18 protein-coding genes are annotated in these 26,362 nt (G+C 61.1%); 11 read left to right on the plus strand and 7 right to left on the minus strand.

From position 1 onward, the window contains the following. Positions 1–23 precede the first annotated feature (23 nt). The 7 genes from ISP18_RS04515 (at position 24) to ISP18_RS04545 (ending at position 11,178) form a co-directional block, all read left to right on the plus strand. Positions 24–1,973, plus strand: a complete 1,950-nt coding sequence (locus ISP18_RS04515; RefSeq protein ID WP_380017414.1) for a bifunctional 5-dehydro-2-deoxygluconokinase/5-dehydro-2-deoxyphosphogluconate aldolase — start codon at positions 24–26, stop codon at positions 1,971–1,973. Continuing rightward, positions 1,970–3,853 carry a 3D-(3,5/4)-trihydroxycyclohexane-1,2-dione acylhydrolase (decyclizing) gene (iolD, locus tag ISP18_RS04520; RefSeq protein WP_380017416.1) on the plus strand — a complete coding sequence of 628 codons (1,884 nt, stop codon included), beginning with the start codon at positions 1,970–1,972 and terminating at the stop codon, positions 3,851–3,853. Before ISP18_RS04515 ends, iolD begins: the two co-directional genes overlap by 4 nt. 220 nt (positions 3,854–4,073) lie before the next feature. Further along, the gene (iolE, locus tag ISP18_RS04525; protein WP_380017418.1) at positions 4,074–4,988 is read left to right on the plus strand and encodes a myo-inosose-2 dehydratase; all 915 of its coding nucleotides are present in this window, start codon (positions 4,074–4,076) and stop codon (positions 4,986–4,988) included. Next, positions 4,985–5,782: a 5-deoxy-glucuronate isomerase gene (gene iolB, locus ISP18_RS04530; RefSeq protein WP_380017420.1), complete on the plus strand. Its 798-nt coding sequence runs from the start codon at positions 4,985–4,987 to the stop codon at positions 5,780–5,782. The genes iolE and iolB overlap by 4 nt, the downstream gene beginning before the upstream one ends. Positions 5,783–5,805: 23 nt before the next feature. Then, complete coding sequence (locus ISP18_RS04535) at positions 5,806–7,329, plus strand: CoA-acylating methylmalonate-semialdehyde dehydrogenase (RefSeq protein WP_380017422.1); 1,524 nt, start codon at positions 5,806–5,808, stop codon at positions 7,327–7,329. Between the two features lie 370 nt (positions 7,330–7,699). Then, positions 7,700–9,529 (plus strand): translational GTPase TypA, encoded by a 1,830-nt coding sequence (gene typA, locus ISP18_RS04540; RefSeq protein ID WP_380017424.1) that lies wholly within the window; start codon positions 7,700–7,702, stop codon positions 9,527–9,529. Between the two features lie 308 nt (positions 9,530–9,837). After that, a complete protein-coding gene (locus ISP18_RS04545; protein ID WP_380017426.1) occupies positions 9,838–11,178 on the plus strand; it encodes a carbohydrate porin in 1,341 nt (446 codons plus the stop codon). A gap of 131 nt (positions 11,179–11,309) precedes the next feature. Here the strand turns inward: ISP18_RS04545 and ISP18_RS04550 are convergent, their stop codons facing one another. The 6 genes from ISP18_RS04550 to ISP18_RS04575 all read right to left on the minus strand — a co-directional run bounded on the left by ISP18_RS04550 (position 11,310) and on the right by ISP18_RS04575 (position 21,729). Next, positions 11,310–13,187, minus strand: a complete 1,878-nt coding sequence (locus tag ISP18_RS04550) for a beta-galactosidase (RefSeq protein ID WP_380017428.1) — start codon at positions 13,185–13,187, stop codon at positions 11,310–11,312. 163 nt (positions 13,188–13,350) lie between these two features. Then, complete coding sequence (locus ISP18_RS04555; RefSeq protein ID WP_380017430.1) at positions 13,351–15,357, minus strand: alpha-galactosidase; 2,007 nt, start codon at positions 15,355–15,357, stop codon at positions 13,351–13,353. Positions 15,358–15,543: 186 nt separating this feature from the next. Further along, positions 15,544–18,567, minus strand: a complete 3,024-nt coding sequence (locus ISP18_RS04560; protein ID WP_380017432.1) for a TonB-dependent receptor plug domain-containing protein — start codon at positions 18,565–18,567, stop codon at positions 15,544–15,546. A 134-nt stretch (positions 18,568–18,701) separates the two neighbouring features. Next, a complete protein-coding gene (locus tag ISP18_RS04565) occupies positions 18,702–19,637 on the minus strand; it encodes a 1-phosphofructokinase family hexose kinase (RefSeq protein WP_380017434.1) in 936 nt (311 codons plus the stop codon). Continuing rightward, complete coding sequence (locus ISP18_RS04570; protein WP_380017436.1) at positions 19,634–20,575, minus strand: carbohydrate kinase family protein; 942 nt, start codon at positions 20,573–20,575, stop codon at positions 19,634–19,636. Before ISP18_RS04570 ends, ISP18_RS04565 begins: the two co-directional genes overlap by 4 nt. Continuing rightward, entirely contained in the window at positions 20,572–21,729 is a 1,158-nt protein-coding gene (locus ISP18_RS04575) for an SIS domain-containing protein (RefSeq protein WP_380017438.1), read from the minus strand. Before ISP18_RS04575 ends, ISP18_RS04570 begins: the two co-directional genes overlap by 4 nt. A 101-nt stretch (positions 21,730–21,830) precedes the next feature. Between ISP18_RS04575 and ISP18_RS04580 the strand changes: the two genes are divergently transcribed. From ISP18_RS04580 to ISP18_RS04595, 4 genes are all read left to right on the plus strand, one after another. Then, complete coding sequence (locus tag ISP18_RS04580; RefSeq protein ID WP_380017440.1) at positions 21,831–22,748, plus strand: class I fructose-bisphosphate aldolase; 918 nt, start codon at positions 21,831–21,833, stop codon at positions 22,746–22,748. 297 nt (positions 22,749–23,045) lie between these two features. Then, the gene (locus tag ISP18_RS04585; RefSeq protein WP_380017442.1) at positions 23,046–24,302 is read left to right on the plus strand and encodes an amidohydrolase family protein; all 1,257 of its coding nucleotides are present in this window, start codon (positions 23,046–23,048) and stop codon (positions 24,300–24,302) included. Next, positions 24,299–25,105: a transcriptional repressor AgaR gene (gene agaR, locus ISP18_RS04590; protein ID WP_380017444.1), complete on the plus strand. Its 807-nt coding sequence runs from the start codon at positions 24,299–24,301 to the stop codon at positions 25,103–25,105. The genes ISP18_RS04585 and agaR overlap by 4 nt, the downstream gene beginning before the upstream one ends. Positions 25,106–25,200: 95 nt before the next feature. After that, complete coding sequence (locus tag ISP18_RS04595) at positions 25,201–25,494, plus strand: GIY-YIG nuclease family protein (protein ID WP_380017446.1); 294 nt, start codon at positions 25,201–25,203, stop codon at positions 25,492–25,494. 170 nt (positions 25,495–25,664) lie between these two features. Here the strand turns inward: ISP18_RS04595 and ISP18_RS04600 are convergent, their stop codons facing one another. Next, positions 25,665–26,270 carry a class I SAM-dependent DNA methyltransferase gene (locus tag ISP18_RS04600; protein ID WP_380017448.1) on the minus strand — a complete coding sequence of 202 codons (606 nt, stop codon included), beginning with the start codon at positions 26,268–26,270 and terminating at the stop codon, positions 25,665–25,667. Between the last annotated feature and the right edge of the window lie 92 nt (positions 26,271–26,362).

Below are 26,362 nucleotides of genomic sequence, written 5' to 3' on the forward strand. Positions count from 1 at the left end.
TCTCACCACTTAAGTAGCCAGCGATGACCTCACACAAGTACGACTTGATCTGCCTCGGCCGCCTCGCAGTCGATCTGTATGCCCAGCAACCTGGCGCCCGGCTCGAAGATGCCTCCAGTTTCGCCAAGTATCTGGGCGGCTCCTCCGCCAATACCGCCTTCGGCGCGGCACGGCTTGGACTGCGCACAGCCATGCTGAGCAGGGTGGGTGATGACCATATGGGTCGCTTCCTGCTGGAGACGCTGACGCGCGAAGGCTGCGACGTCAGCCAGGTACGTGTCGACCCGCAGCGGCTGACGGCGCTAGTGCTGCTCGGCATCAAGGATCGCGACACGTTTCCACTGATCTTCTATCGCGAGAATTGCGCGGACATGGCGATCAACGAGGCCGACATCGACGAGGCATTCATCGCTTCCAGCGGCGCGCTCGCCATCACCGGCACGCATTTTTCGACACCCGGCGTTCATGCCGCCAGCAGCAAGGCGCTGGCCTTCGCACGCAAGCACGGCGTGCGCACCGTGCTGGATATCGATTACCGCCCGGTGCTGTGGGGTCTGACCGGACGCGGCGATGGCGAAACCCGCTTTATTGCCAATGACAGCGTGACCGCGCATCTGCAAGGCATCCTGCCGCAGTTCGATCTGATCGTCGGCACCGAAGAGGAATTTCACATCGCCGGCGGCAGCGACGATCTCATTACGGCCTTGCGTGCCGTACGCGCGCTCACTTCCGCCACGCTGGTCGTAAAGCGCGGCGCATTGGGTTGCAGTGTGATCGAAGCGGCTATTCCTGCACGCATCGACGAAACACCGACCTTCCGCGGTAGCCGTGTCGAGGTGCTCAACGTGCTGGGCGCGGGCGACGCTTTCATGGCGGGGTTTCTCTTTGGTTGGCTGCGCGACGAAGGCATCGAACGCAGCTGCGCTTATGCCAATGCATGCGGCGCCATCGTGGTATCGCGCCATGGCTGCGCGCCGGCAATGCCCAGCCGCGCAGAACTGGACTACTTCCTCGCCAACGCCGAACGCCTGCAGCGCCCGGACCAAGATGCCGAGCTGGCGCATCTGCATCGGGTGAGCGTGGCGCGCCCGATCTGGAACGACCTGCATGTCTTCGCCTTCGATCATCGCAGTCAGTTCTTCGAACTGGCACGCGAGTGCGGTGCGGATGAAACGCGTCTGCCGCGCCTGAAGCAGTTGCTGGTGGAAGCGGTGGCCCGCAGCGAACGCGAACTTGGGCTCCACGGCCGCATCGGCGTACTGATCGATCAGCGCTATGGCGAAGATGCACTCCACGCGGCAACCGGCCGCGGCTGGTGGGTCGGCCGTCCGGTCGAAACACCCGGCTCCAACCCGCTCGAATTCGAATACGGCCGCTCGGTGGGCAGCCAGTTGCAACATTGGCCGGCCGAACATGTCGTCAAATGTCTGGTGCCGTTCGATCCGGACGGCATGCCGGAAGCCCGGCTGGAGCAGGAAACCCAGTTGCATACGCTATACGACGCGGTGAAGCAGAGCGGTCACGAACTGCTGCTGGAAGTCATTCCTCCAGCCAACCCGGCCGTCACCGCCAGCCAAGGTGAGCGCGTGCTGCGAGCGATGAAGCGCATCTACAACCTGGGCATCCGCCCGGAATGGTGGAAGCTCAAGCCGCTGCCGCGCGCCGATTGGGATGCGATCGATGCACTGATTGCCGAGCGTGATCCGCATTGTCGCGGTGTGTTGCTACTCGGCCTCAATGCCCCGTTCAACGAATTGGCCGAAGGCTTCACTGCTGCCGCGCATAGTCACAGTTGCCGTGGTTTCGCCGTCGGTCGCAGTCTGTTTATGGAGCCGGCTGCCGCGTGGCTACGCGGCGAGATCGACGACGATGCGCTGATCACGCGTGCAGGCCAGCAGTTCGCCGAACTGGCAAGCATCTGGCGCCAAGCTCGCGGCGTCGCGACGCGAACCGCTGCCGGAGCGGCCGTATGAGCGCCACCGTGCGGCTGACCATGGCGCAGGCGCTGGTGCGCTATCTCGATGCGCAGAAGGTCCATGATCCCGAAAGCGACGCCTTGCTTCCGCTGTTCGGCGGCGTGTTCGCCATCTTCGGCCACGGCAACGTCGCCGGATTAGGCGAGGCGCTCTATCAACAACGCGAAACCTTGCCCACCTATCGCGCGCACAACGAACAGGCGATGGCGAACGCGGCGATCGCTTATGCCAAGGCACATATGCGCCGGCGCATGATGGCGGTAACCACATCGATCGGGCCCGGCGCAACCAATCTCGTTACCTCCGCCGCGTTGGCCCATGTGAATCGCCTGCCGGTGCTGTTGTTGCCTGGCGATGTTTTCATGTCACGCGCACCCGACCCGGTGCTGCAACAGCTTGAGGACTTCGGCGACGGCACGGTGAGTGTCAACGATTGCCTGCGTCCGGTATCCTGTTACTTCGACCGCATCGTCAAGCCGGAACAACTGCTCACGGCACTGCCACGCGCGATGCGTGTGCTGACCGATCCGGCCATGTGCGGCCCGGTCACGCTAGCGCTTCCGCAAGATGTGCAGACCGAAGCCTACGACTGGCCGGTGACGTTCTTCGAAGATCATTTGCACACCTTACGTAAGACCACGGCCGCGGCCGAGGAGATCGCGACGGCGGCGCAGGCGCTGCGCGATGCGAAACGTCCGGTACTGATTGCCGGTGGCGGCGTGCTTTATGCGCAGGCCAGCGCCACGTTGCGTCACTTTGCCGAAACCCATGGCGTGCCCGTCGCTGAAACCCAGGCCGGCAAGGGTGCGCTGCCCTGGAATCACGCGCTTCAACTGGGGCCAGCCGGCGTGTGCGGCTCAAGCGCTGCCAACGAGTTGCTGGCTGAGGCCGATTTGGTGCTCGCCGTCGGCACACGCTTGCAGGATTTCACCACCGGCTCCAATGCGCTTTACAACAGAGCGCGTATCGTCACGCTCAACGTCAATGCGTATGACGCCTTGAAAGGTGGCCATCTGGAAATGCTTGCCGACGCACGGCTCGGGCTTGAGGCGCTGTCCACTGCGCTGAGTGGCTGGCAGAGTGACATGGCGTGGCGCCAACACGCCGAACGCGGCGCCGATCAATGGCGCGCCGTGGTCGATGGCATCACCGGCCGCCACGAACTTCCCGCCGGCACCCTGCCTTACGACGGCGAGATCATCGGCGCCGTGCAACGCTCGAATCCCGACTCCACTCGCAACGACATCGTGGTCTGCGCCGCCGGCACGCTGCCGGCCGAACTGGAAAAGCTGTGGCGCACCGAAACACCCGGTGGCTACCACATGGAATACGGCTACTCCTGCATGGGTTACGAGATCGCCGGCGGTCTGGGCGTAAAGATGGCCAAGCCGGATCGCGACGTGATCGTGATGCTCGGCGACGGTAGTTACCTGATGCTCAATGCAGAGATCGCCACCTCGGTGATGCTCGGCCACAAGCTGATCGTTATCGTGCTGGATAACCGCGGCTTCGGCTGCATCAATCGCCTGCAGCAAGCCTGTGGCGGCGCGCCGTTCAACAACATGCTTGACGACTGCCTGCATGGCCCCGACGGCGTACCGACCATCGATTTCGCCGCGCATGCCCGTGCCATGGGCGCGCAAGCGGAGCACGTGGGCGGCATTGCCGAACTGGAACAGGCACTCGTTCGCGCCCGTGCTGCAACACGTACCTATTTGATCTCGATCGATACCGATCATCGTCGCACTACCGAAGAAGGTGGCTGCTGGTGGGAGGTCGCCGTGCCCGAAGTGTCGCCGCGCGAAACCGTGCGGCAGGCGCGGCGCGATTATGAAATAGCCAAACAGAAACAGCGGCACGACGGCGGCACACCATAGGTATGCACGCATTTGGAGCCAAGCCTGACATTTCCTCACCGTCATTCCGGCGAAGGCCGGAATCCAGTTCAAATTGGCGTCCGAAGGACACAAAAAAGCTGCTTTTGAGTGCTTCGCACGGTTTATTAAAACTGGATTCCGGCCTTCGCCGGAATGACGACTGGGCACAGTTGAGCCTCGCGAGAGATCTGTATATACCTATGCACCACAGGCAAGACGCATGACTAAAACATTCGACGTGAAGATCGGCATCAACCCGATCAGCTGGAGCAACGACGACCTGCCCTCGCTGGGCGGCGAAACGCCTTTATCCACCGCGCTCACCGAGGGACGCGCGATCGGTTATCAAGGCTTCGAACTCGGCAACAAGTTCCCGCGCGATCCTGCTGCCCTGCGTGAATTGATGGCTGGCTACGGACTGGATGTTGTGTCTGGCTGGTATTCGGGCCAACTTGCCACGCGCACAGTGGAAGAAGAGATCGTCGCGGTTGAACCGCATCTTCGCCTGCTCGCCGAGAACGGCTGCAAAGTGATGGTGTACGGTGAGGTCGCGGACTCCATCCAGGGCGAACGCACGATTCCGCTCTACAAACGTCCACGATTCAGGAGCGACGACGCGTTCAAGCGCTATGGCGAGCGCCTCACGGCATTCGGCCGTCATCTGCTCAAGCATGGCGTGCGACTCGCTTACCACCACCACATGGGCGCCTATGTGGAAGCGCCCGCAGACATCGATCGCGCCATGGCTTACACCGGCGAAGAAGTCGGCCTGCTGTTCGATAGCGGCCATGCATATTTCGGTGGCGGCGATCCGCTGACCGTTCTCACTAAGCACATCGGTCGCGTCTGCCATGTGCATTGCAAGGATGTGCGTCCGACGATCATCCGTCACGCGCGCAACCGGCAATGGAGCTTTCTCGACTCGGTGTTGAACGGCGTGTTCACCGTACCCGGCGATGGCGCCATCGATTTCGCCGCCATCATCGACACGCTGCGTACGTACGGTTATCAGGGCTGGCTGGTCGTGGAAGCCGAGCAGGATCCGGCCGTGGCGCCGAGCTATGCCTATGCGAGCAAGGGTTACCGCACCTTGCGCACGCTGGTCGACGGCACATCGCTGGAGGATGCCGCATGAGCTTGCTGGTAAAAGGGCGCCCGCAAGGGCGAGAGATCGTCAAGGTCACGCCGGCCTCCGCGGGATGGAAACACGTCGGTTTCGAGGGTCTGCGCCTGGCGGCAGGCGAAAGCCTGCAGATTGCGCTACCGGCCGATCGCGAAGGCTGCCTGGTGGTGCTGATCGGCAGTGCTGACGTATCCACCAATGACGAATCGTTTGCACGACTCGGTGGTCGCTCCAGCGTTTTCGACGAGCGCGCTCCCGACGCGGTCTATGCACCGCCCGGTACGATCCTGGAAGTGAAAGCGCATGACGCCGTCGAACTGGCACTCGCCAGCGCGCCTGCGAGCGGGCGCTATCCGATGAGGCTGATCCCCGCTGCCAGCATGAAACGCTCGATACGCGGCAAGGACACCAACACGCGCTACGTGTGCGACATCCTGCCGGAAACCGAGCCGGCGGAATCGTTGCTAGTGGTGGAGGTCGTCACGCCTGCCGCGCACTCCTCCAGCTATCCACCGCACAAGCACGACACCGACAACCTGCCCGAGGAAAGCTTCCTCGAGGAAACCTATTACCACCGCATCGATCCGCCGCAGGGCTTCGCCTTCCAGCGCGTCTACACCGACGAGCGCGATCTGGACGAATCCATGGCCGTTGGCGACCACGACGTGGTGATGGTACCGCGCGGCTATCACCCCGTCGTGATGCCGCACGGTTATCGCGGCTACTACCTCAACGTGATGGCCGGCCCCCGTCGCGAGTGGCATTTCAAGAACGATCCCGCGCACGACTGGCTGATGCCGCGCTGATCTTATCGACAGGAACCACACTCATGTCCGCCCAGCTTTCCGAACGCACCTCGCCCCGGCCGATCGGCCATTACATCAACGGCCAACATCTGCCCATCAGCGGCGCTAGCGTGCCCTCCTACAACCCGGCCAGCGGCGTTGCGATCGGCGCGGTCGCGCTGGCATCGTCGGCAGAAGTCGATCAGGCTGTGCAGGCTGCCGAAGCGGCTTTCCACGCCTGGTCGCAGACTCCACCATTGAAGCGCGCACGCGTGATGTTCCGCTTCAAGGAACTGATCGAGCGCGACATGGACAAGCTCGCCGCCACCATCACTCGCGAACATGGCAAGGTGCTCTCCGACGCCAAGGGCGAAGTGGTGCGCGGCCTGGAAGTGGTCGAATACGCTTGTGGTATTCCCGAACTGCTCAAGGGCGACTACACCGAACAGATCGCCAACGGCATCGACGCCTGGACCATGCGCCAGCCGCTAGGTGTGTGCGCCGGCATCACGCCGTTCAATTTTCCGGCGATGGTGCCGATGTGGATGTTCCCGATGGCGATTGCCTGCGGAAACAGCTTCGTGCTGAAGCCATCCGAGCGCGATCCTTCTACTGCCCTGCATCTGGCGGAGCTGCTCAAGGAAGCCGGCTTGCCTGACGGTGTGTTCAACGTCGTGCAGGGTGACAAGGTCGCGGTGGATGCGCTGCTCGATCATCCGAAGGTGCGCGCGGTGAGTTTTGTCGGCTCCACGCCGATCGCCGAATACATCTACGCGCGCGGCACCGCCAGCGGCAAGCGCGTGCAGGCCCTGGGCGGCGCCAAGAATCACATGCTCGTGATGCCGGATGCCGACCTGAACAACGCCGCTGACGCACTGATGGGTGCCGGCTACGGCGCTGCGGGCGAGCGCTGTATGGCGATCTCAGTAGCCGTGGCCGTCGGCGATGCCACGGCTGACGCTTTGGTCGCCAAATTGGCGCCGAAGGTGCGCGCGCTTCGCATCGGCAACGGTATGGACGAACAGGTCGAGATGGGCCCGGTGATTACCTCCCAGCATCGCGACAAGATCACCGGCTACATCGACGACGGCGTCGCTGCCGGTGCCGAACTGGTGGTCGATGGCCGCGGCCATCGCGTGGCCGGTTGCGAACAGGGCTATTTCCTGGGCGGCTCGCTGTTCGATCGCGTGACGCCGACCATGCGCATCTACAAGGAAGAAATTTTCGGCCCCGTGTTGTGCGTAGTCCGCGTACCCGACTTCGCCAGCGCGCTCAAGCTCGTCGACGAACACATGTACGGCAACGGCACCGCCATCTTCACCCACGACGGACACGTGGCGCGCGAATTCGCTCATCGTGTACAGGTCGGCATGATCGGTATCAACGTACCTATTCCCGTGCCCATGGCCTTCCACAGTTTTGGCGGCTGGAAGAAGAGCCTGATGGGCGATCACCACGCACATGGTCCGGAAGCGGTGCGCTTCTATACACGGCAAAAAGCGGTCACGCAGCGCTGGCTGGCTGGAGCCTCCGGCAACGGCGCAGAGTTCGCGATGCCGACGCACTGACCATCGATAAGTGCACCACACATGACAAGCGTCTTTGCAGCATCGCCAGTGCTGAGACTTGCGAGGAAATTTGCTGAGTGAACCCTTCCCCCTCCGGGAGAGGGTGCCAAGAGGCGGGTGAGGGTTCGGACGAAGCGCGGTGATGGCTTCTTGTGCAAGCCGTTGTGATCGCGCGCTGATCGCACCCTCACTCACCCCAACCCCTCTCCCGGCGGGAGATGGGCTTGCAGCGGGTTGCGAAGGTCTCTCTCCGGGGAAGAGAGGAAGCCTCCAGAAAGCAAGCAAGCTGTCACACAACCCCGTATAATCCGCAGGTTAACCCTACCGAAACCTGCGTGGCGGCCTTACTGCCCGCCTGAGCCCTGTACTCATGTCCATCGAAAACCTGCGCAATATCGCCATCGTCGCTCACGTCGACCATGGCAAAACCACCCTCGTCGATCAGCTGCTGAAGCAGTCGGGCACGCTGTCCGAACGCACGGTGCTGGCCGAACGCGTGATGGACAGCAACGACCAGGAAAAGGAGCGCGGCATCACCATCCTGGCCAAGAACACGGCCATCAAGTGGCGTGAAAACCGCATCAACATCGTCGACACACCAGGCCACGCCGACTTCGGCGGCGAGGTGGAGCGCGTGCTGTCGATGGTGGACACCGTGCTGATCCTTGTCGACGCGATGGACGGCCCGATGCCGCAGACCCGCTTCGTGACGCAAAAGGCGTTTGCGATGGGTTTCAAGCCGATCGTCGTCGTCAACAAGGTTGACCGCCCGGGCGCCCGTCCGGAGTGGGTCGTCGAGCAGGTGTGGGATTTGTTTGACCGCCTCGGCGCCACGCCGGAGCAGATGGACTTTCCGATCGTCTACGCCTCCGCACTGAACGGTTACGCCTCGCTCGACCAGGACGTCCGCGAAGGCGACATGACCCCGCTGTACCAGGCCATCATGGACCACGCGCCGAAGCCGGAAGTGAATCCGGACGGTCCGTTCCAGATGCGCATCAGCCAGTTGGACTACAACAACTTCGTCGGTGTCATCGGCATTGGCCGCATCCAGCGCGGCACGCTGAAGAAGAACATGCCGGTCGCCGTGATCAACCGCGAAGGCAAGAAGCGCCAGGGCAAGGTGCTGCAGGTGCTCGGCTTCATGGGCCTGGAGCGCATCGAGCAAGACAGCGCCGAAGCCGGCGATATCGTCGCCATCTCCGGCATCCAGGATTTGACCATCTCCGACACCGTCTGTGCGCTGGACACCCCGGAAGCGCTGCCGGCCCTGACCGTCGACGAGCCGACGATCAGCATGACCTTCCAGGTCAACAACTCGCCGTTCGCCGGTAACAAGGATCTCTCTGGCGGCAAGTTCCTGACCAGCCGCCAGCTCAAGGATCGTTTGGAGCGCGAACAGGTGCACAACGTGGCCCTGAAGGTCGAGCAAGGCTCCGATGCCGACAAGTTCCTGGTCTCCGGTCGCGGCGAACTGCATCTGTCGGTACTGATCGAGAACATGCGCCGCGAGGGCTATGAGCTCGCCGTGTCGCGCCCGGAAGTGATCATCAAAGAGATCGACGGCCAGAAGATGGAACCGTTCGAGCAGCTCGTGATCGACGTCGAGGAAACTCACCAGGGTCCGGTGATGGAGCGCCTGGGTGTCCGCAAGGGCCAGCTGAAGAACATGGAGCCGGACGGCAAGGGTCGCGTGCGCCTCGAGTACATGATCCCGGCGCGTGGCCTGATCGGCTTCCAGAACCAGTTCAAGACTCTTACCCAGGGTTCGGGTCTGCTGTTCCACGTGTTCGACCACTACGGTGCGAAGGAAGAAGGCCAGATCGCCAAGCGCCTCAACGGCGTGATGATCGCCAACGCAGCCGGCACCACCCCCGCCTACTCGCTGGGGCCGCTGCAGGAACGCGGCAAGCTGTTCGCGGCCGAAGGTGACTCGGTCTATGAAGGCCAGTTGGTCGGCATCCATGCCAAGGACAACGACCTCACCGTCAACGCGATCAAGCCCAAGCCGCTGACCAACATGCGCGCCTCGGGCAAGGACGATGCGATCCAGCTGACCCCGGCGACCAAGTTCTCGCTGGAACAGGCGCTGGACTTCATCGATGACGATGAATTGGTCGAGGTCACACCCAGGGAAATCCGTCTGCGAAAGAAGCACCTGACGGAGAATGATCGCAAGAAGGCGTCGCGCGGCGGGTGAATGACTCGTCAGGATGATAAGAAAGGCCACCCTTGAGGTGGCCTTTTTTTGAGTTCCATGCGGCTTGTGGGAATGCTTGCCTCCACCTCACCGTCATTCCGGCGAAGGCCGGAATCCAGTCTAAATACGGGTCCGAAGGACACAACATTTTTTTGTTAAATGCTTTGCACGCTGTGTTTGCACTGGATTCCGGCCTTCTCCGGAATGACGGTGAGGCAAGGAACTGCATTACCGCAACGTTGACACCCCAACACCCACCCTCCAGCATCATCCGCACGCAGCAACAGGGGTTTGCTTCGTCATCGCTCATGACCAAAACGTCGAAACATCGTCACAAGCTTTTGTCATACCTGCTGCTCATCGCCCTGCCGTTGTGCTCGCATGCCGATGACGCCCCACTGTTCATCCCCCAATGGCTCGGCGCGCAGTACACCTTCGTCGATCAGAACCAGTCGCGCGTGCATTCGCCCTACAGCGGTCCGCTCAGCCTGAAATCGGATGGCTCGACCGCGCGCTCGCACACCTTCGGCGCGTATTTCGGCATCGCCCTCCCCTGGCATCTGCAGTACTACTGGGACGTGGAGATGTTCAAAGGCGAAGGCGTAAGCAACGCCACAGGCCTTGGTGGACTCACCAATGGCGACATCATCCGTTCCGGGACAGCCAGCCTGGGCAAGCGTCCGTATGTGGCACGCAATTACCTTCGCTGGGTGTTGCCGTTGGGCGACGAGACCCAGGTTGTGGAACGTGGCCAGGACCAACTGCCCGGACACGAAGCGGTCAAGCACATCGAAGTGAAGGTCGGCTTCATGGCCGTGAACGACGATTTCGACAAGAACCGCTACGCCAACTCCACGCGTACGCAGTTCATGAACTGGTCGCTATGGAACAACACCGCGTGGGATTTTGCCTCCGACACGCGCGGCTATACCGATGGCTTGATGATCGGCTGGGTGATGCAGGGCTGGAGTTTGCGCTATGGCATCTACCGCATGCCGGTCGAAGCCAATGGGCAGGCGCTGGTGAAATCGCTGAGTGCTTCCAACGGACAGCAACTCGAATTGACCGTGCAGCCTAAACCGGACGGCTGGGCACTGCGCTTCCTCGGCTATCGCAACAAGGGAAACATGGGCATTTATCAGCAAGCGATCGAGATCGCCGAGCTGACCGGACAAACGCCCGATATCCATACCGATGACAAGCCGGACCGTCACAAATTCGGCTTCGGCATCAATGGCGAACTGCCCATCGCTGACAACGGCGATACCGGCTTTTTCATGCGCACCGGATGGAACGACGGCCATACCGAGTCCTTCATCTTCGCCGAGGTCGACCGGTTGCTGAGCGGCGGTTTTCAGTTATCGGGCGCGCATTGGCATCGTTCCGACGATCGCTTTGGCGTGGGTATCGCCATTGAAGGGCTTTCGCATGGGCACGCCCAATATCTATCCATGGGCGGTGACGGTTTTATGTTGGGCGACGGCGCATTGCGCTACGGACCGGAGCAAATCCTGGAGATGTACTACAGCATTGCGGTGATCGATCACCTAACCATCAGTCCTGATCTGCAGTTCATTCGCAACCCGGGGTACAACCGGGATCGTGGGCCGGCACGGTTTGCCGGATTGCGAGCGCATGTTCAGTTCTGAAATTTGCCGACCATCTACACATTGCCGTCATTCCCACGAAAGCGGGATTCCACTTTTGCTTTAGACGCAACAGCACAATGGATTCCCGCTTTCGCGGGAATGACGGCATGTGTGAAGTAGCTTGCTAAAGATTACCCCATCAACCGATCACTGCAACGAATCGCCGTCGGCATCACGCGATGCATGTCGAATACCAGCAACTCATTGTGCCTGCGTGACAGCCATGAAGCCGGGCAATACAGCCGCTGCTGCGGTCCAATGCGCCAATAACGCCCGAGCAGCTTGCCATTGACCCACAGATAACCCTTATCCCACGCACTCATGTCGATGTAGCAATCGCCAAGTTTGTCGAGCGTGATGAAGGCTTTGAAAAACATCCCCGGGCGAAGCGTCGAGGGTGAATTCCCAGTCATCGGCGGAAGGCCCGCCACATAGGCCTCGTCCATGGGCAGACTGTGCGCCTGCCAGTCGTGCAATTCCTCGCCGTCCAGCGTTACGGCGCCGACGATGCCCTTGAAGTCGTACATCGCCTGGCCATAACCCACGTGGCCGAAACTGTCGACCAGAATCTCCATCGTCGTACCCGCGCCATTTGCCGGCGGCGGAATATCCACGTAGTTCTTCACGTGCAGGCCTGGCTTGTTGACACGCGAAACGTAGTCCAGGTACTTGCCGTCACTGAACACGATACCGTAATCGCGCAGACCTTCGATATTTAGCATGCCACCGCTCAACAGCGTCTTGCGATACACCACCATGCCCTGATTCTGTGCAAACAGAATCTCGTTCGGATCGGGCTTTTTCACCAGCCTCGACGGCAGCGGGAGGTTGTCCCAGATCGATGCGAACGGACGCGCGATCACTTCGGCGAAATGGCTCGTCGGCGGCGCTGGCGGCGGCTCGGGAATGGGATGCGCCACGCGTGCCGCAATCAAGCTGCGGAAGGCGCGGTAATCCGGCGTCGCCTCGCCGCGCTCGTTGATCGGCGCGCCGTAGTCGTAGCTGGTGATGACCGGTTCGAATTCCGCGTAGTCGTTGCGCGCATTGGCGCCAGCCGTGAAACCGAAATTGGTGCCACCGTGCACCACGTACATGTTGAACGAGCGGCCTTCGGCCATCAGCTTGCGCAAGGTCGGTACGTAGTTGCCGCTTTGAAACGTCAAGTCGCCCCAGTGCGTGAGCCAGCCGGGATAACCTTCGCCCACCCACACCGGCGCTTCGCCGGCAATCGTCTGCGCTGCGGCGAAATCGGTATCGCCATCCAACCCCAGCGCCACACCCGGCACATAGGTCTTCGTTTTCTGGATTTCACCCAAGCCATCGGCGATCGAGAACGGCCCTTCGATGCCATGCTGCTGCCACATCGTGCGTAGGCGCAGCAAGTAATCGAGATCGTGACCGAACGAGGCGTACTCGTTCTCGATCTGCACCATCAGGATCGGGCCGCCGCGGCTCGCCATCAGCGGCGCAAGTTTTGGCGCGATGGCATCCAAGTAGCGCTGCACTGCCTGCATGTAGCGCGCATCGTCCTTGGTGCGCACGCGAATGGTGGGATCGCGCAGCAGATACGCCGGCAAGCCGCCTAGATCCCACTCAGCGCACACATAAGGGCCGGGGCGCAGATACACCCACATACCCTCCTGCTGGCATAGCTTGATGAAGCGCACGAAATCGCGACGCTCCGTGGTGAAATCGAACACACCCGGTTCGCTTTCGAAGTAGTTCCACATCAGGTAGATCGCGATGGTGTTCAACCCCATCGCCTTGGCCATGCGGATGCGGTGTTCCCAGTATTCGGCAGGAATGCGCGCCGGATGCATTTCGCCGCTGCGAATCTGGAACGGTGCGCCGTCGAGCAGGAATTGACGACGGCCGAGTTCGAAGCGGCGCGTCTTGCCATCGGGCAACGGTTCGACGGTGGCCTTTGCGGTGACCTCGCCATAAGCCAGCGGTACGGCGGCGGCGAGTGGTGTCAGTACAGCAAATCGAAGAAAGTCGCGTCGTTGCATGGATCCCTCACTTCCACATGATGCACCTCACGGCCGTCATTCCCGCGAAAGCGGGAATCCATTTTCGCTGTTACTCAAAAGCAAAGTGGATTCCTGCTTTCGCGGGAATGACGGCCATGAAGATTGCGCCAATCCGCGCACGCGGAAAGTGGCCGAGCGTACCTCAAGGCGTCAATTCAAGGGTCAATACCTCGAACGGTGCCAGCGTGATCGTGCTCACATGATCAGCATCCAGTTGCTTCGGGACGTCGCCCCCGCTCTTCCATACATCGCGCACGGTGAACCCGCGTGCGGCACCTTTCGGCAATTCCAATTGCCGCTGCAAGTCGATCACTGCCACCTGCGAATGCGCATCCGGATTGCGCAGCGTAATGATCGATTTATCCTGCGACCATGCCGCCCAACCATACACATCGAGGCGGCCAGGATCACCGCCGATCCAATGCGTATCGCGCAGCACGTCGGCATTGGCCCGCGACCACTTCGCAGCCTCGGCCAGCACGTCCCAATCTTGCTGGCTGAGCAGCGAGGGCGTGATGTACATCTCCTGCAACTGCGTGCCGGTGGCGAAGTATGAGCGCACCTCGTTGACGAAATCGTGACCAGGATCGGTATTGAGCCGCTTGTTCATCTGCGCGTAGATGATGCCGTGAAGCATCAGCGAATTGAGTGGGAACAGCGGCCCCTGGATCACGATGTTCTCGTAGGTCTGCTGGTCGCGATAGGTGATCCATTGCTCGCGCTCGGTGCCCACGCCCGCATGCCAGTCGTCCTCGCCACCGCGCCAGATCGAATCGGCATAGCGCAGCCAGAACGTCGAGGCCCATGTGCCGGTGGTGAGGTTGATGAAGGTCTCGGGCTTGTCGGCGCGGATGTCCTTGATCAGCTCGATCGCGGCGGCGAAATCGCTGTCGAAACGGCTACCCGGAAATACGCTGTCCGCATTGCCGGTGCCATCGAACTTGAACTGGTTGATGCCGTCCTGGTCCAGCAACTTCATCACCACGTCATGAAAGCGCTGGTAATACTTCGGCCCCGACAGTGCCAGCCCGTCGTTGACGATCTCGTAGCCGGCCGCCTTGCCGTTCTTGACGCGCTCATCCTTGGGGATGCTGTAGCCACCCCAGGGCGATAACCACATGCCCGGCGCTGCACCGTATTTCGCTGCAGCTTCGCGCAGCGGCACGAAGCCGCGCGGAAAATCCTTGCTGAAATTCCAGCTACCGGAACGATCGTCCCAGCCGTCGTCGAACAAGAAGGAATCGAGCTTCACGCCGCGCTTTACGCTCAGCTCCTCGCCGAATGTGTTGATGCGATTGAGCGCTTCTGATTCCGTGTACGGCGTGAAGTAGCCGATGTCGTACCACGAGTTGTAGTGCAGAAACGGCCGATAGGGATGCGCCCGCTCACGCTCGACATAGGTGGCGAGATCGCGGCGAAGCTGGCCATCGCGCACCACGCCGACTACCGCCGAATAGGTGATCGACTGGCCTTTGTGCAGTGGCAGCGTGCGCGCCATGGACAAAGTCACATGCTTCCCACGCACTTCGCTGTCGGAAAGCGGATTCTCCAGCCCCATGTAGACATTCCCGGCCACTACCGGCGAGCCCTTCACCACGCCACTCACTTCGGCGTGATCGATATGGGAAGGCAGCAGGGAAATGCTGGTGAGCGGCTCGTCCTGTTTCAACGCGGTGATCGTCACGATCTCGCGCAGATACGCCGAGCCTTCGCGCTGCACCAGCTGCCAATCGACGCGGAAACGTTGCTCCGCATCGCCGAAGCTGACACCGATCGCCTTGCCCGGCACACGATCTGCCAGATTGGACGCCTTGGCATCCACAGGCAGCGCATGCTCGGATAGTGGCGTCAGCAGATGCATGCTGCTGCTCTTGATCGATTGCTTTTCGGGCAGTGCCAGCGCGAAAAGATCGTCCACGCTCAACACCTGGCTGTCGTCGCGATCGGTAATCGTCATGGTCGAGAGCTTGCCGTCCGCTACGTTCCAATGGGCTTCGATGGCTGCGTTGCCGAAGGTCGCCTGCCCTGCGTTGGTGGCATAGTTCGGTGCGCCTGGTTGGAGAATGGTAGCGTCATTGGCGAATGCCACGACGCCAGTACCCAGCCATGCGTAAAGTGTCAGCGCAGCAATGGTCTTTGGATGAAACATGTGGACCTCTCAAGATGTTGCAACTTAGCATCGAACTTCATGCATGCCACGAGCCGCTCCCTCCCCTGCTTGCAGGGGAGGGTTGGGGTGGGGTGAGTACTTGCCGGAAACTTTCCCGCAAGTGTTCACCCCCTCCCAACCTCCCCCTGCAAGCAGGGGGAGGAGCAGCTCGCTTCGCCGCGCTGGTTAGAACCTCTGCTGATACCGCATATACACAAACCGACCCAAGTCATACGACGAATTGAAATCAAACGGCGTATCGCCACTGGCGTACCCACCATAGACGTTCGGGCTCACGCGATTGAAGACGTCGTTCGCCCCTAGCGAGATGGTGGCATTCCACGGGGCATTCCAATACACCTGCACGTCGTTGAAGGTTACCGACGGAATCTGCGTTTGCGGCATCACACCCACGCCTGGTGCGTAGTAGTTCGGCAAGGTGCACGGGAAGGCGGTAGTGCCGAGCGAAGGATCAAACGCGCAATTCGACTTGTACGGCGAGAAGTAGCGCGCGGTCCAGCTTGCACCAAAATTATGCCAGCTCCAGTTCAACGTGACGTTTCCGCGCAGGCGCCAGGAGCTATAGAAGTTCTGCGTGTTGCCCGCCATGTAAATGACGTTGGAACCAATCGTCGGCAGCATGTTGAACGCGCTGATGTACGTGCCGTTCATGCCCAGCTTGAAGTTGCCGAAGCGCGTCTCCGGGAAGCGGTAATTGAAGGCGAAATCGTAACCGCGCTCCTTCAACCAGCCGGCATTTGTTTCCAGATTGAGCATGTTGACGATCTGGCCGGTGGCGGGGTCACGTGTGAACTGCCCGCACGCCGACGTGATGCTGTACTGATAGCAATCGGCCAGCAGTTGGTCGTTGCTGATGTTGGTGATCAGGTTGCGGATGTTGTACGACCACCAGTCGACGCTGGCGTCAAAGCCCGGCAACCACGAAGGGCTGTACACCAGGCCGACGTCACCGTTGTAGGACGTCTCGGGATGCAGCTTCGGATTGCCGCCAGTCCAGTTAGTGCTGGGCTGATAGCCCTCACCGCTGGGCGTGGTGATGGGAAGGCCGGTGTTGTCGGTCTGGCGGAAATTCGCCGGTACGCCCGCAATGCCGCCGTAGCCGGTCAGACAGCGCTGCGCCACCACGGTGCTTTGCCCGTAGGCCGAAGGGCCGTATACCGCATCGCACGGATCGGTGAACGTGCCGGCCGGATAACGCCCCTGGTACAGATCATTGACGGTCGGCGCGCGAAAGCCCGTGCCGTAGCTGGCACGCACCAGCACGTCGTTGATCGGTTTCCAAGTCAGCTTGAACGAGCTGTTGGTGGTGCTTCCGAAGTTGCTGTAGTGCGAGTAGCGCGTGGCAACGTCGATGCTGAGGCTCTGCGCGCCGGGTAGATCCTTGAGCAACGGCGCGTTGATTTCCGCATAGGCTTCGTTGAGGTTATAGGCACCGCTGTTCGGGCCGACGCCGCCATCCGTGGAATAGCCGGCATAAGCGAAGGAATCGGGACTGTCGTAACCGGATTCATCGCGATGCTGCACACCGGTGGAAAAGGTCAGGTCGCCGCCCGGCAGTTCGAGCAGATCGCCACCGAAATCCGCCACCCACGCGCGCTCGTTGCTGCCGTAATGCTCTACGCTGTTGATCGCGATGTAGTTCATCATCTGCGGCGTAAGCGGCGCCAACGGATTGATCGGCACGCAGCCGGCAATCACATTCCCCGGTGTACCGCACACCACGCTGCCGTTCTGCAAGAAAGAAGGCCCCAGCGCATTGGCGACGTTGATCAGGTTGAAGTAACCCGTGCGCACGTTCACACCGCTGATCTTGCTGTCGTACATGTACACATCCCAGTTGAACTGGTGTTCGCCGAGGCTGAACACGCCATCCAGGCCAAAGCTATAGCGGTAGTTCTTTGGGTCGTTGTAGCTGCGATAGCTGTCGCTGGTGAGGCGCTGGGCAATGCTCAGATCCTGCACACCGTACAGCGGGTTGTAATAGCTGTACTTGGAGAGTAGCGAAGGGAAGCTGCTGTTGGCGCCCATGCCGGAATAGAACAGTGGCGCGCCGGATTTGGCGTACTCGTAGTCCGCGTTGTAGCCGTAGTTGAACTTGAAGGTGATGTTGTTGGTGATCTTGTAGTGCGTGTCCAGATACAGGTTCTTGGTCTTGTCGGCGGTCAACACCATGGTGCGGCGCGCGGCATTGTTGTTGTAGTTCTGGTCGCCCGGATCGGTCACGTCGCCATTCGGTCCGTAGGTAGGTGATACGAACGTATGATAATCGCCGGGATTCATCGGATTGCCGCCCGGATTGAGCACCAATCTGCCGCCACCTGCGAATGAGGCGGGTGCATTGCGGATCTGCGGCTGCGAACCATACGTACTCAACCCGTAATAGGGATGCTGCGCGGTATAGGGATACGCGGAGAACGACCGGTCATCTGCCCACACCGGGCTCTGGTTCTGATACGAAACACTGAAGATGATGCCGAACTTGTCGGTGCTCTTGCCCGCCGTGAAGCTGCTCTGCGTCTGACGGCCATCACCGTGCGGCATGTACTCGCCGTTGTACGTGTCGAGCTGCACGCCGTTGAAGTTCTTCTTGGTGATGATGTTCACCACGCCGGCAATCGCATCCGAGCCGTAGACCGCCGACGCGCCGGTGGCCAGGATGTCGATGTGATCGACAACAGCGGTGGGAATCACGTTGATGTTGGTGTAACCGCCGTGCGCTGCGCCGATGCGCTGGCCGTCCACTAGCACCAGCGTGCGCATGGCGCCAAGCCCGCGCAAATCGATAAACGCGCCGCCTTGGTTGGGGCCGAGGTCGCCCGGCGCCGAGCGGCTGAGATCCGGCGGCGACATGGACGAAACGTTCTGCAGTAATTGGCCGACGGTGGCGAAGCCCTGCTTCTGGATATCGTCCGAGCTGATCGTCACCACCGGCTGCGCGGCTTCGACGTCCACGCTGCGGATGTTGGAGCCCGTCACCGTTATCGCCTGCAGATTCACCGTCTTCTTGGTGGATGGCTGACTGCTGTCGCCCGTCTGCGTAGCGCCGTCGGATGTCTGCGCGCCCGCGCATCCCATGAAAGAAAGGCCCGCCAAGACCATGCTTACCTGCAGCGCCAGGTATTTCTTTCGGCAAGCCGAGCCCGTTGTGCCGCGCGTCGCTTCGCGGCATCTCGTGTTGTTTGCAAACATCAGAACCATCCTCCCGTTTTGTTATGCCGCATCACGCGGTATGTGGGGCGCGCGTGCGGTGCTGATGTCCGGGCGAAAGCTCCCCTTGCGCGCCGGACTTTGTCAGTGCTTCAAAACTCCCGTGTCACTTTCCATTACGCCGGCTGCAGCCGACGCACCATCACGTTGGGCAGCAGCGCATCCACGCTGCTGCGCTTTGCAAAACCGGTTTCTTCCGACTCCGCGTTGGCAACGCCGCATGCCACGCCCAACTGCAAGGCATGCTCAAGCGGCATGCGCCGCTGAATCGCCACCGCCATGCCGGCAAGAAAGCAATCGCCAGAACCGACAGCGTTGCGCGCACGCGTGGTGGCGAGCTGCGCATGCCACACGCCGGTATCGTCCGCAGCCACCGCGCCCAGCTCGCCCATGGTCACCACCGGCATGGCGATGCCTCGCTCGCGCAGCGCCATCACCGCCATTTCGGCGGCCTGCAGATTGATGACGGGATGGCCGACCAACGCGCTGATCTCGTCGCGATTCGGCTTTACCAGGAAGGGCTTCGCGCTCACCGCGTCGCGCAACACCCCGCCGCTGGCATCGACCAGGCAGCGTTTGCCCAGACCGTGCACGAAGTCCACCAGGCCGGCGTACAGCGTTTCGGAAAAACCGCGCGGCAAGCTGCCGGAGAGAATCACCAGGTCGCTCTCTTCGGCGCTGCGGCCAAAATCGCGCAGCAAGTTGTCTTGCTCGATCTGGCTGAGCTGCGGCCCCTGACCAAGAATCTCGGTGATGCTGCCGCCCGCTTCTTGCAAAGCCAGGCATTGGCGCAGCTCACCGTCGATCTGCACACCGCGAAACAGCACGCCGCGCGCGCTCATCTGGCGCGAAATCAGTTGACGATGCGTGGTATCCACCAGGCCGATCAGGCGCACACGTTCGCCCAGCTCGGCGATGGTTTGCGCCACATGCACACCCTTACCGCCGGGATAGATCTTTTCTTCGCGCACACGATGCACTTCGCCGAGCGTCAAGGCATCGACCTGGATAAAGCGATCGATGGCGGTATTGAAGCCGGCGACGGTGATCATGGCGTCTCCGTGATCAATGCCTGCGCTTCGCTCGCGGTGGCCTGGCGGGTGGTGCCGCCGACACCGCGCGTGGACAGGCTGCCGCACGCGCTGCCCCAGCGCATGCAGTCGACCCATGACATGCGACGCAACCATGCGTGCAGGAAGCCTGCGTCGAACGAATCACCGGCGCCGGTGGTATCGACCGCATCAAGGGGATACGCCGGCACGTTGAGCCATTGCTGATCGTGCAGGCTGGTGCAGCCTTGACGCCCGCGCTTCACCACCGTGCGTGTGCGCCCGTTCTGCACGAAGCGCAACGCGGCGTGCAGATCGCTGCAGCCGGAGATCGCTAGCAGTTCTTGCTCGTTGGGAAGAAATACGTCGACGTCGTTCAAGGTGTCGATCAGATCGTCGCCCCAGTGCTGCGTGGGATCGAAGCCCGGATCGAGCGACGTGGTGAGCCCGATGGACGTGGCGCGTTCGAACAGTTCACGGCAACCCGCGCGCAAGCCTCGCTGCAGGTAGTACGAGGAAACGTGCAGATGGTCGGCATTTTTCAGCCACGCATCATCGATGTCTTCCGCGCGCAGTTCCGACATCGCGCCGGCAAACGTGACCAGCGCGCGATCCTGTGGTGTGGACAGGGATGCAGTCACACCCGTGCGCAAGGTGTGATCCGGAAATACCGTCGACACATCGATGCCTGCATCACGCAACGCCTCAAGGCAAAACGTGCCAGAAGCATCCGCACCCACGCGGCCGTGGAACATCACATGATTACCCAGACGCGCGAGGCCCATCGCGCAGATCATCGACGAGCTGCCGGGCGTCATCACGAAATCCTCAGCCAGCACTTCCCTGCCTGGCGTGGGCAGCGCGTGGCAACCTTTGAACACGAAGTCGACGTTGATCTCGCCGACCACCAGGATGCGCGCGATGTGCTCGAGCGTGGTCACGGCGTGGTTCCATGCAGGGCGAAATCTTCCACCACGCGCGTCAGCACGCCTTCGGAAGGTGTATCGGGTTTGCCGCCCAGTTGCAGGCAGCGAAAGAACGCCAGCAACTGCGTAACGGTCACGCCCGCCAACACGGCGGGCACGTCCGGATTCGACACGCTGGCCGACGTTTCGATGGCCACATCGCCTGCGGCTAGTACATCGGCAGGAATGTCATGACCAACGATCAATTTCGCCATGCCCAATTGCTTGCGTGACAGCTCCCGCAGCAGATCGCACTCGTAGCGGCGCACGGCCGCATCGGCCGATAGCAACGCGACGATCAACGTCTGCGGATGGACGAAGGACATCGGCCCATGGCGCAGGCCGAGAAAGGTTTCCGCCATGGTGATGACCTTGCCGCCGGTCATCTCCAGCATCTTCAGGGCGCCTTCGCGCGCAGCACCGAACATCGGGCCGCTGCCCAGATAGACGGCCGAACGCATGTCGCGTTCCGCCAGCGCAGCGATGGCATCGGAATGGCTATCGAAAATGTTTTGCGCATTCGCCGCGGCTGCCTCGACGGCACTTTGCACAATGCCGGCGCGCGTGCTCTGCAGCAGGCCCAACCCACCCAGCAACAAGTTGGTGAAGCTGCTGGTCATCACCAGGCTGCGGTCGTTGGTGCGCTCGTCCAACACCAGGGCCGTTACGCGCGGCTCGTTGCGGTACTGCGTGGCGAGTTTGCCGTCGGCATTGCAAGTGATCGCCAAATGTCGCCATGCCGGCGCTTCGGCCAGCAAGGTGTTCACCACCGCCGCGCTTTCGGGGCTGTCGCCGGAACGCGCCAGCGAAATGAGCAGGCCCGGCCCCGGCGGCAGCACGCTGCGCCAATGCGTAAGCAAGGTACCGGCGGCGATGGCCTGCACCGGCACGCCAAGGCCCGACTGCAGCAGCGGCGCAAGGCATTCGCCAATGTAGATGGAGCTGCCTGAGCCGGTCAGCACGATGTGCGCCGGTCGCGGGTCCAGCGCCTTCGCCAGCCGCTGTTGCGCTACCGTGCCGTGCAGCAGATCGAAGGTGTCCTGCCAGGTGCCGGGTTGCTGCAGGATCTCGCGCAGCGTATCGGCATAGCCCGCGGCCTGCCGTGCCTCCACCGGCTTTTCGTGGAGCACGTCCAGCTTGTTTTTTTCTTTCGTTTTCTTATGAAGACTTGACATTTTGTCCGTTTCACCCGAATGTGAAATCATTCGATGACGCCTCCAGAGTATTCGAAATGAAAGACTCGTTACAAGACCTTTCGATAGCTTCCGAAAAGTTTTCCCGCCTTTCCCTTTCCCACGGCAAGCGCACCCGCCTGTGGCGACTGATGTACGGGCACGGCCCGCGCAATGGCAGCCTCTTGGTATTGCCCTTGGACCAGGGCTTGGAACACGGCCCCACCGACTTCTTTCCCAACCCGCCGGCGATCGATCCGGATTACCAGTTCCGGCTCGCGGTGGAGGGCAACTTCTCCGCCATCGCATTGGGCGTCGGGTTGGCCGAAAAGTACATGGGTGAGTGGTGCGGGCGGATTCCGCTGATCCTCAAGCTCAACGGCAAAACCAATATCCCCAGCGACGCGGAGGCAACCTCGCCGCTATTCGCTTCCGTGGAAGACGCCGTTCGCCTCGGCGCGGACGCGGTCGGCTACACCATGTACGTGGGCTCGCCGCGCCAGCATGATGAGTTCCGTCAATTCGAAAAAGTGCGGCAGGATTGCGAACGCTTCGGCATGCCGCTGGTGCTGTGGTCGTATCCGCGCGGCGCGGCGATCGACGCCAAGGGCGGCAAGGGCAGCTTGTATGCGCAGGATTACGCCGCGCGCGTGGCACTCGAACTGGGTGCGGACCTGGTGAAGCTGCACGAGCCCGACGACAACACCGCCAACGTGCCGAAACCTTATGACACCCTGCAGGAAGATGCCTCCACCCGCACCCAGCGCGTGGTGCGCTCGGCCGGCCGCACCATGGTGCTGTTCTCCGGCGGCGAGAAAAACGATGACGATGCCGCGGTGCTGCGCAAGGTGGAGTTCTACATGGCTTCCGGCGCAACGGGTGTGATGTTCGGCCGCAACATGTGGCTGCGGCCGCTCGATCAGGCGATTGCGCTGGTGCAGCAAGTACATCGGATCATGGCGAAGTATCCGCGGTAAGTTTCCGCGCTGCTGCCGGGAACCTCCCCACCCCCTGCTCCCGGCGGCGTTGCGCGGCGCCCCTTCCTCCCCGGTGGAAATCACCGGGGAGGAAGGCCAGGCGATAAGCTGCCTTTTGCTCGTCATTCCGGCGAAGGCCGGAATCCAGTACAAACATGCTGTGCGAAGCACACGATAAAAGTAGGTTTTGTGTGCTTCGCACGACGTATTAAAACTGGATTCCGGCCTGCGCCGGAATGACGATAGGAAGCATCCCGAAGGGTTTGAATCTCTTCACTCTCATCCTGCCGCGAAGCGATGCCACACTCCCACCGCAAACCTACCCCATCCACCTGGTCCTTCCGCACGCAAACCCGCGCCGGCTGCTTTTGCTGCGCGCCGCCCCGTGGCGCAGGCACCATCCACGCCAACGATAAAAATCCGCTGCAAACCGCCGCCGACCGCAGCAAAAGCGATCTGCGCCTGCAGGACTTCAAACCTCGCAGCATGCTGCGCGTGCCGAAAAACCGCATCGAACGTCCGCGTTTTCCGGTGATCGATGCGCACACGCACCTCACGTGGTCCAGCAAGGTGCGCAACGGCGTGTCGGTGGGCGAAGACATCACCGTGTTCGCCAGACCGGAAGATCTGCTGCCGGTGATGGATCGCAAAGGCGTGCGCACGCTGGTCAATCTCACCGGCGGCGTCGGCAAGGGATTGGAACAAAGCATCGCGCTATTCGATAAGGCCGCACCCGGGCGTTTCATCACACTCACGGAACCTTCGTACGAACACTTTCCCGCATCGAATTACCCGCAGCTGCAGGCCGATGCCATTGCACATGCGCACCGCGTTGGCGCGCGCGGATTGAAGCTGCTGAAAACACTGGGGCTGTATCTGCGCGAGCAGCTCGACAGCGGTCCGCTGGTGGCCGTGGACGACCAACGCTTCGATCCGATGTGGGAAGTCTGCGCCGCATACGGCATGCCGGTATTCATGCACGTGTCCGATCCGGAAGCGTTCTTTCTGCCGACTGACGAATACAACGAGCGTTACGAGGAATTGAGCAAGCATCCAGACTGGTCGTTCTACGGCCCGGAATTTCCCAGCAACCAAGAACTGCTCGCCGCGCGCGACCGTGTGATCGCGCGCCATCCCAAAACCACCTTCGCGCTGATGCACGTGGGCAATTGGGCCGAGAATCTTCAAGCAGTGGCCGATTGCCTCGACCGCTTTCCTAACACCCTGGTGGATATCAGCGCGCGCATCGGCGAACTCGGGCGCCAGCCGCGCACGGCCCGGCGATTCTTGGATTGTTACCAGGACCGTATCCTGTTCGGTACCGATGCCGTGCCCTCCCCTTACGGCGACGACGTGCCCCAGCAATTGTTCGGCGACGAGCTCTACGAAATCTATTACCGCTTCCTCGAAACCGAGGACGAGTACTTCGACTACGCCCCCGCCGACACGCCGCCGCAAGGCCGTTGGTCGATCTACGGCCTGGGTTTGACAGACACGGTGCTGCGCAAGATATACCATGACAACGCCGCCCGACTTTTCAGCCTCCCGCCATGAATGAAACCCGCGCCTCCGCTCCGCCGCAACGTCTGCTGGTCGAGGAGCGCCGACGCCTGATCGTCGATCACGTCGAAACCCAGGGTCGCGCCACCGTCGAGGAATTGGCCACGCGTTTTGGCACTTCGACCGTCACCATCCGCAACGATCTGGAAGCGCTGGCACGCAACGGCGCTCTTGCGCGCTCGCACGGCGGCGCGCTACCGACCACGCAGACCGTCACCAACGACGTGCCTCTGAATATCAAGGAGACACGCTCGCATCCGCAGAAACTGCGCATCGGCCAGGCCGCCGCCAAACTGATCAAAGATGGCGAAACGATCATCCTCGACTCAGGCTCCACCACCGCGGAAATCGCGCGGCAGATCCGGCAGATGAAATTCGAGTCGCTGACGGTCGTAACCAATGCGCTCAACATCGCACTGGAGCTTTCCGGCCTGCCGAACATCCGCGTGATGATGCTCGGCGGCCTGTTGCGACCCACGTCGTATTCGCTGGTCGGACCGGATGCAGAACAGGCGTTGTCGCGCATTTCCGCGGACAAACTGTTTCTAGGCGTTGACGGTCTCGACCCGCTGGTCGGCGTGACGACACCCGATCCACTGGAAGCCTCGCTCAATGCGCTGATGATTCGTGTATCGCGCGAAACGATTGCAGTGTTCGATGCGAGCAAGCTGGGACAGCGCAGCCTTTCGGTAATTACGCCGGTGTCGACGTTGAACGCGGTGATTACTGATGGCAGCGCACCGGAAGAGATGGTCGATGCGCTGCGTAGTGCGGGTGTGGAAGTAATGCTTGTCTGACGAGTTCCAGAGAACCGTCAGCCTTCCCCGTCAGTAACACCTCCCTGATCGTCATTCCGGCGAAGGCCGGAATGACAACTTAGGAGATTCTCGCCATGGACTGGCGACAACCATGTACCTATATGCTCGCAAGCCAGAAGAATGGGACGCTATATGTCGGTGTTACGAGCGATCTCGTTAAACGCATCTGGCAGCACAAGACTCATGTCGCCGAAGGTTTCTCTAGTCGATACCATGTGCACGCGCTGGTGTGGTACGAACTTCATCCAACCATGGAATCTGCCATTACCCGAGGGAAGACGTTAAAAGGATGGAAGCGTGCTTGGAAAATTCGCCTGGTTGAAGAGGTTAATCCTCAATGGAATGATCTCTACCCAACGCTCCTGTAACCCACATTTTATCCTCAGCGTCATTCCGGCGAAGGCCGGAATCCAGTACAAACATGACGTGCGAAGCACACAACATAAATGAGGTTATGTGTGCTTCACACGGCGTATTAAAACTGGATTCCGGCCTTCGCCGGAATGACACTCAGGTATATCCGAAATTACCAGCAAGCTCACGCCAACCACGCCCTCTCCAACGCCGCCACCTGCCTCTCCAACCGCGGCCCCAAATAGCACTGCGACCCGCACGGCAACAACCCCACCTCGCGAAACTCGCGCAAATACCACGCCGGTGACCGCAGCCGCAGATCGTGCCGATCGCCTTCCAGATCATCGCGGTTGGTAAACACTTCCAGAAACGCAATCCCTTCCAGCATCTCGCCGATGCCGATCAGGCCCGCGCGTATCTCGGCGGGTTTCAAGTAATGCAGCACATCCGTGCACACGATCACGTCGAAACGCGTATCGAAGCGCAGCTCCGCCAATTGCCCGAAACGAGCCAAACCGATATTGCGGCTGCGCCCGTAGCGCTGCACCGCGTACTCGCTCGCATCCAGGCCGCGATATTCGACCGCCGGACGCAACGCACGCAGCGGCGCACGCCACACACCCTCCCCGCATCCCACGTCGAGTACGCTGCGAATGGGGCGCCCCAAGTAATACTCCGCCAGGGCCACCACCATCGTCACTTTGCGCTTCACATCCGACGGGGACTTCACGGCATGTTTTGGGTCGCGGTACCACTTGTCGAAATAAGCCTGGTCGTAAGTTTTCTGCATGCTTCAGCTCCCTGGAAGCGCGCATGGTAACCGGGCTTTAACAGACAGAGCGCAAATTCGTGAATCGCAGCCGAATATTCCTTACGCTTCGC

The organism is Dyella humi (assembly GCF_044904605.1).
GTDB lineage: Bacteria > Pseudomonadota > Gammaproteobacteria > Xanthomonadales > Rhodanobacteraceae > Dyella_B > Dyella_B humi.

Excerpts from the sequence above, each read along its gene's own strand:
- ISP18_RS04515 (WP_380017414.1), top strand. The coding sequence starts at position 24 with ATGACCTCACACAAGTACGACTTGATCTGCCTCGGCCGCCTCGCAGTC.
- iolD (WP_380017416.1), top strand. The coding sequence starts at position 1,970 with ATGAGCGCCACCGTGCGGCTGACCATGGCGCAGGCGCTGGTGCGCTAT.
- iolE (WP_380017418.1), top strand. The coding sequence starts at position 4,074 with ATGACTAAAACATTCGACGTGAAGATCGGCATCAACCCGATCAGCTGG.
- iolB (WP_380017420.1), top strand. The coding sequence starts at position 4,985 with ATGAGCTTGCTGGTAAAAGGGCGCCCGCAAGGGCGAGAGATCGTCAAG.
- ISP18_RS04535 (WP_380017422.1), top strand. The coding sequence starts at position 5,806 with ATGTCCGCCCAGCTTTCCGAACGCACCTCGCCCCGGCCGATCGGCCAT.
- typA (WP_380017424.1), top strand. The coding sequence starts at position 7,700 with ATGTCCATCGAAAACCTGCGCAATATCGCCATCGTCGCTCACGTCGAC.
- ISP18_RS04545 (WP_380017426.1), top strand. The coding sequence starts at position 9,838 with ATGACCAAAACGTCGAAACATCGTCACAAGCTTTTGTCATACCTGCTG.
- ISP18_RS04550 (WP_380017428.1), bottom strand. The coding sequence starts at position 13,187 with ATGCAACGACGCGACTTTCTTCGATTTGCTGTACTGACACCACTCGCC.
- ISP18_RS04555 (WP_380017430.1), bottom strand. The coding sequence starts at position 15,357 with ATGTTTCATCCAAAGACCATTGCTGCGCTGACACTTTACGCATGGCTG.
- ISP18_RS04560 (WP_380017432.1), bottom strand. The coding sequence starts at position 18,567 with ATGTTTGCAAACAACACGAGATGCCGCGAAGCGACGCGCGGCACAACG.
- ISP18_RS04565 (WP_380017434.1), bottom strand. The coding sequence starts at position 19,637 with ATGATCACCGTCGCCGGCTTCAATACCGCCATCGATCGCTTTATCCAG.
- ISP18_RS04580 (WP_380017440.1), top strand. The coding sequence starts at position 21,831 with ATGAAAGACTCGTTACAAGACCTTTCGATAGCTTCCGAAAAGTTTTCC.
- ISP18_RS04585 (WP_380017442.1), top strand. The coding sequence starts at position 23,046 with ATGCCACACTCCCACCGCAAACCTACCCCATCCACCTGGTCCTTCCGC.
- agaR (WP_380017444.1), top strand. The coding sequence starts at position 24,299 with ATGAATGAAACCCGCGCCTCCGCTCCGCCGCAACGTCTGCTGGTCGAG.
- ISP18_RS04595 (WP_380017446.1), top strand. The coding sequence starts at position 25,201 with ATGGACTGGCGACAACCATGTACCTATATGCTCGCAAGCCAGAAGAAT.
- ISP18_RS04600 (WP_380017448.1), bottom strand. The coding sequence starts at position 26,270 with ATGCAGAAAACTTACGACCAGGCTTATTTCGACAAGTGGTACCGCGAC.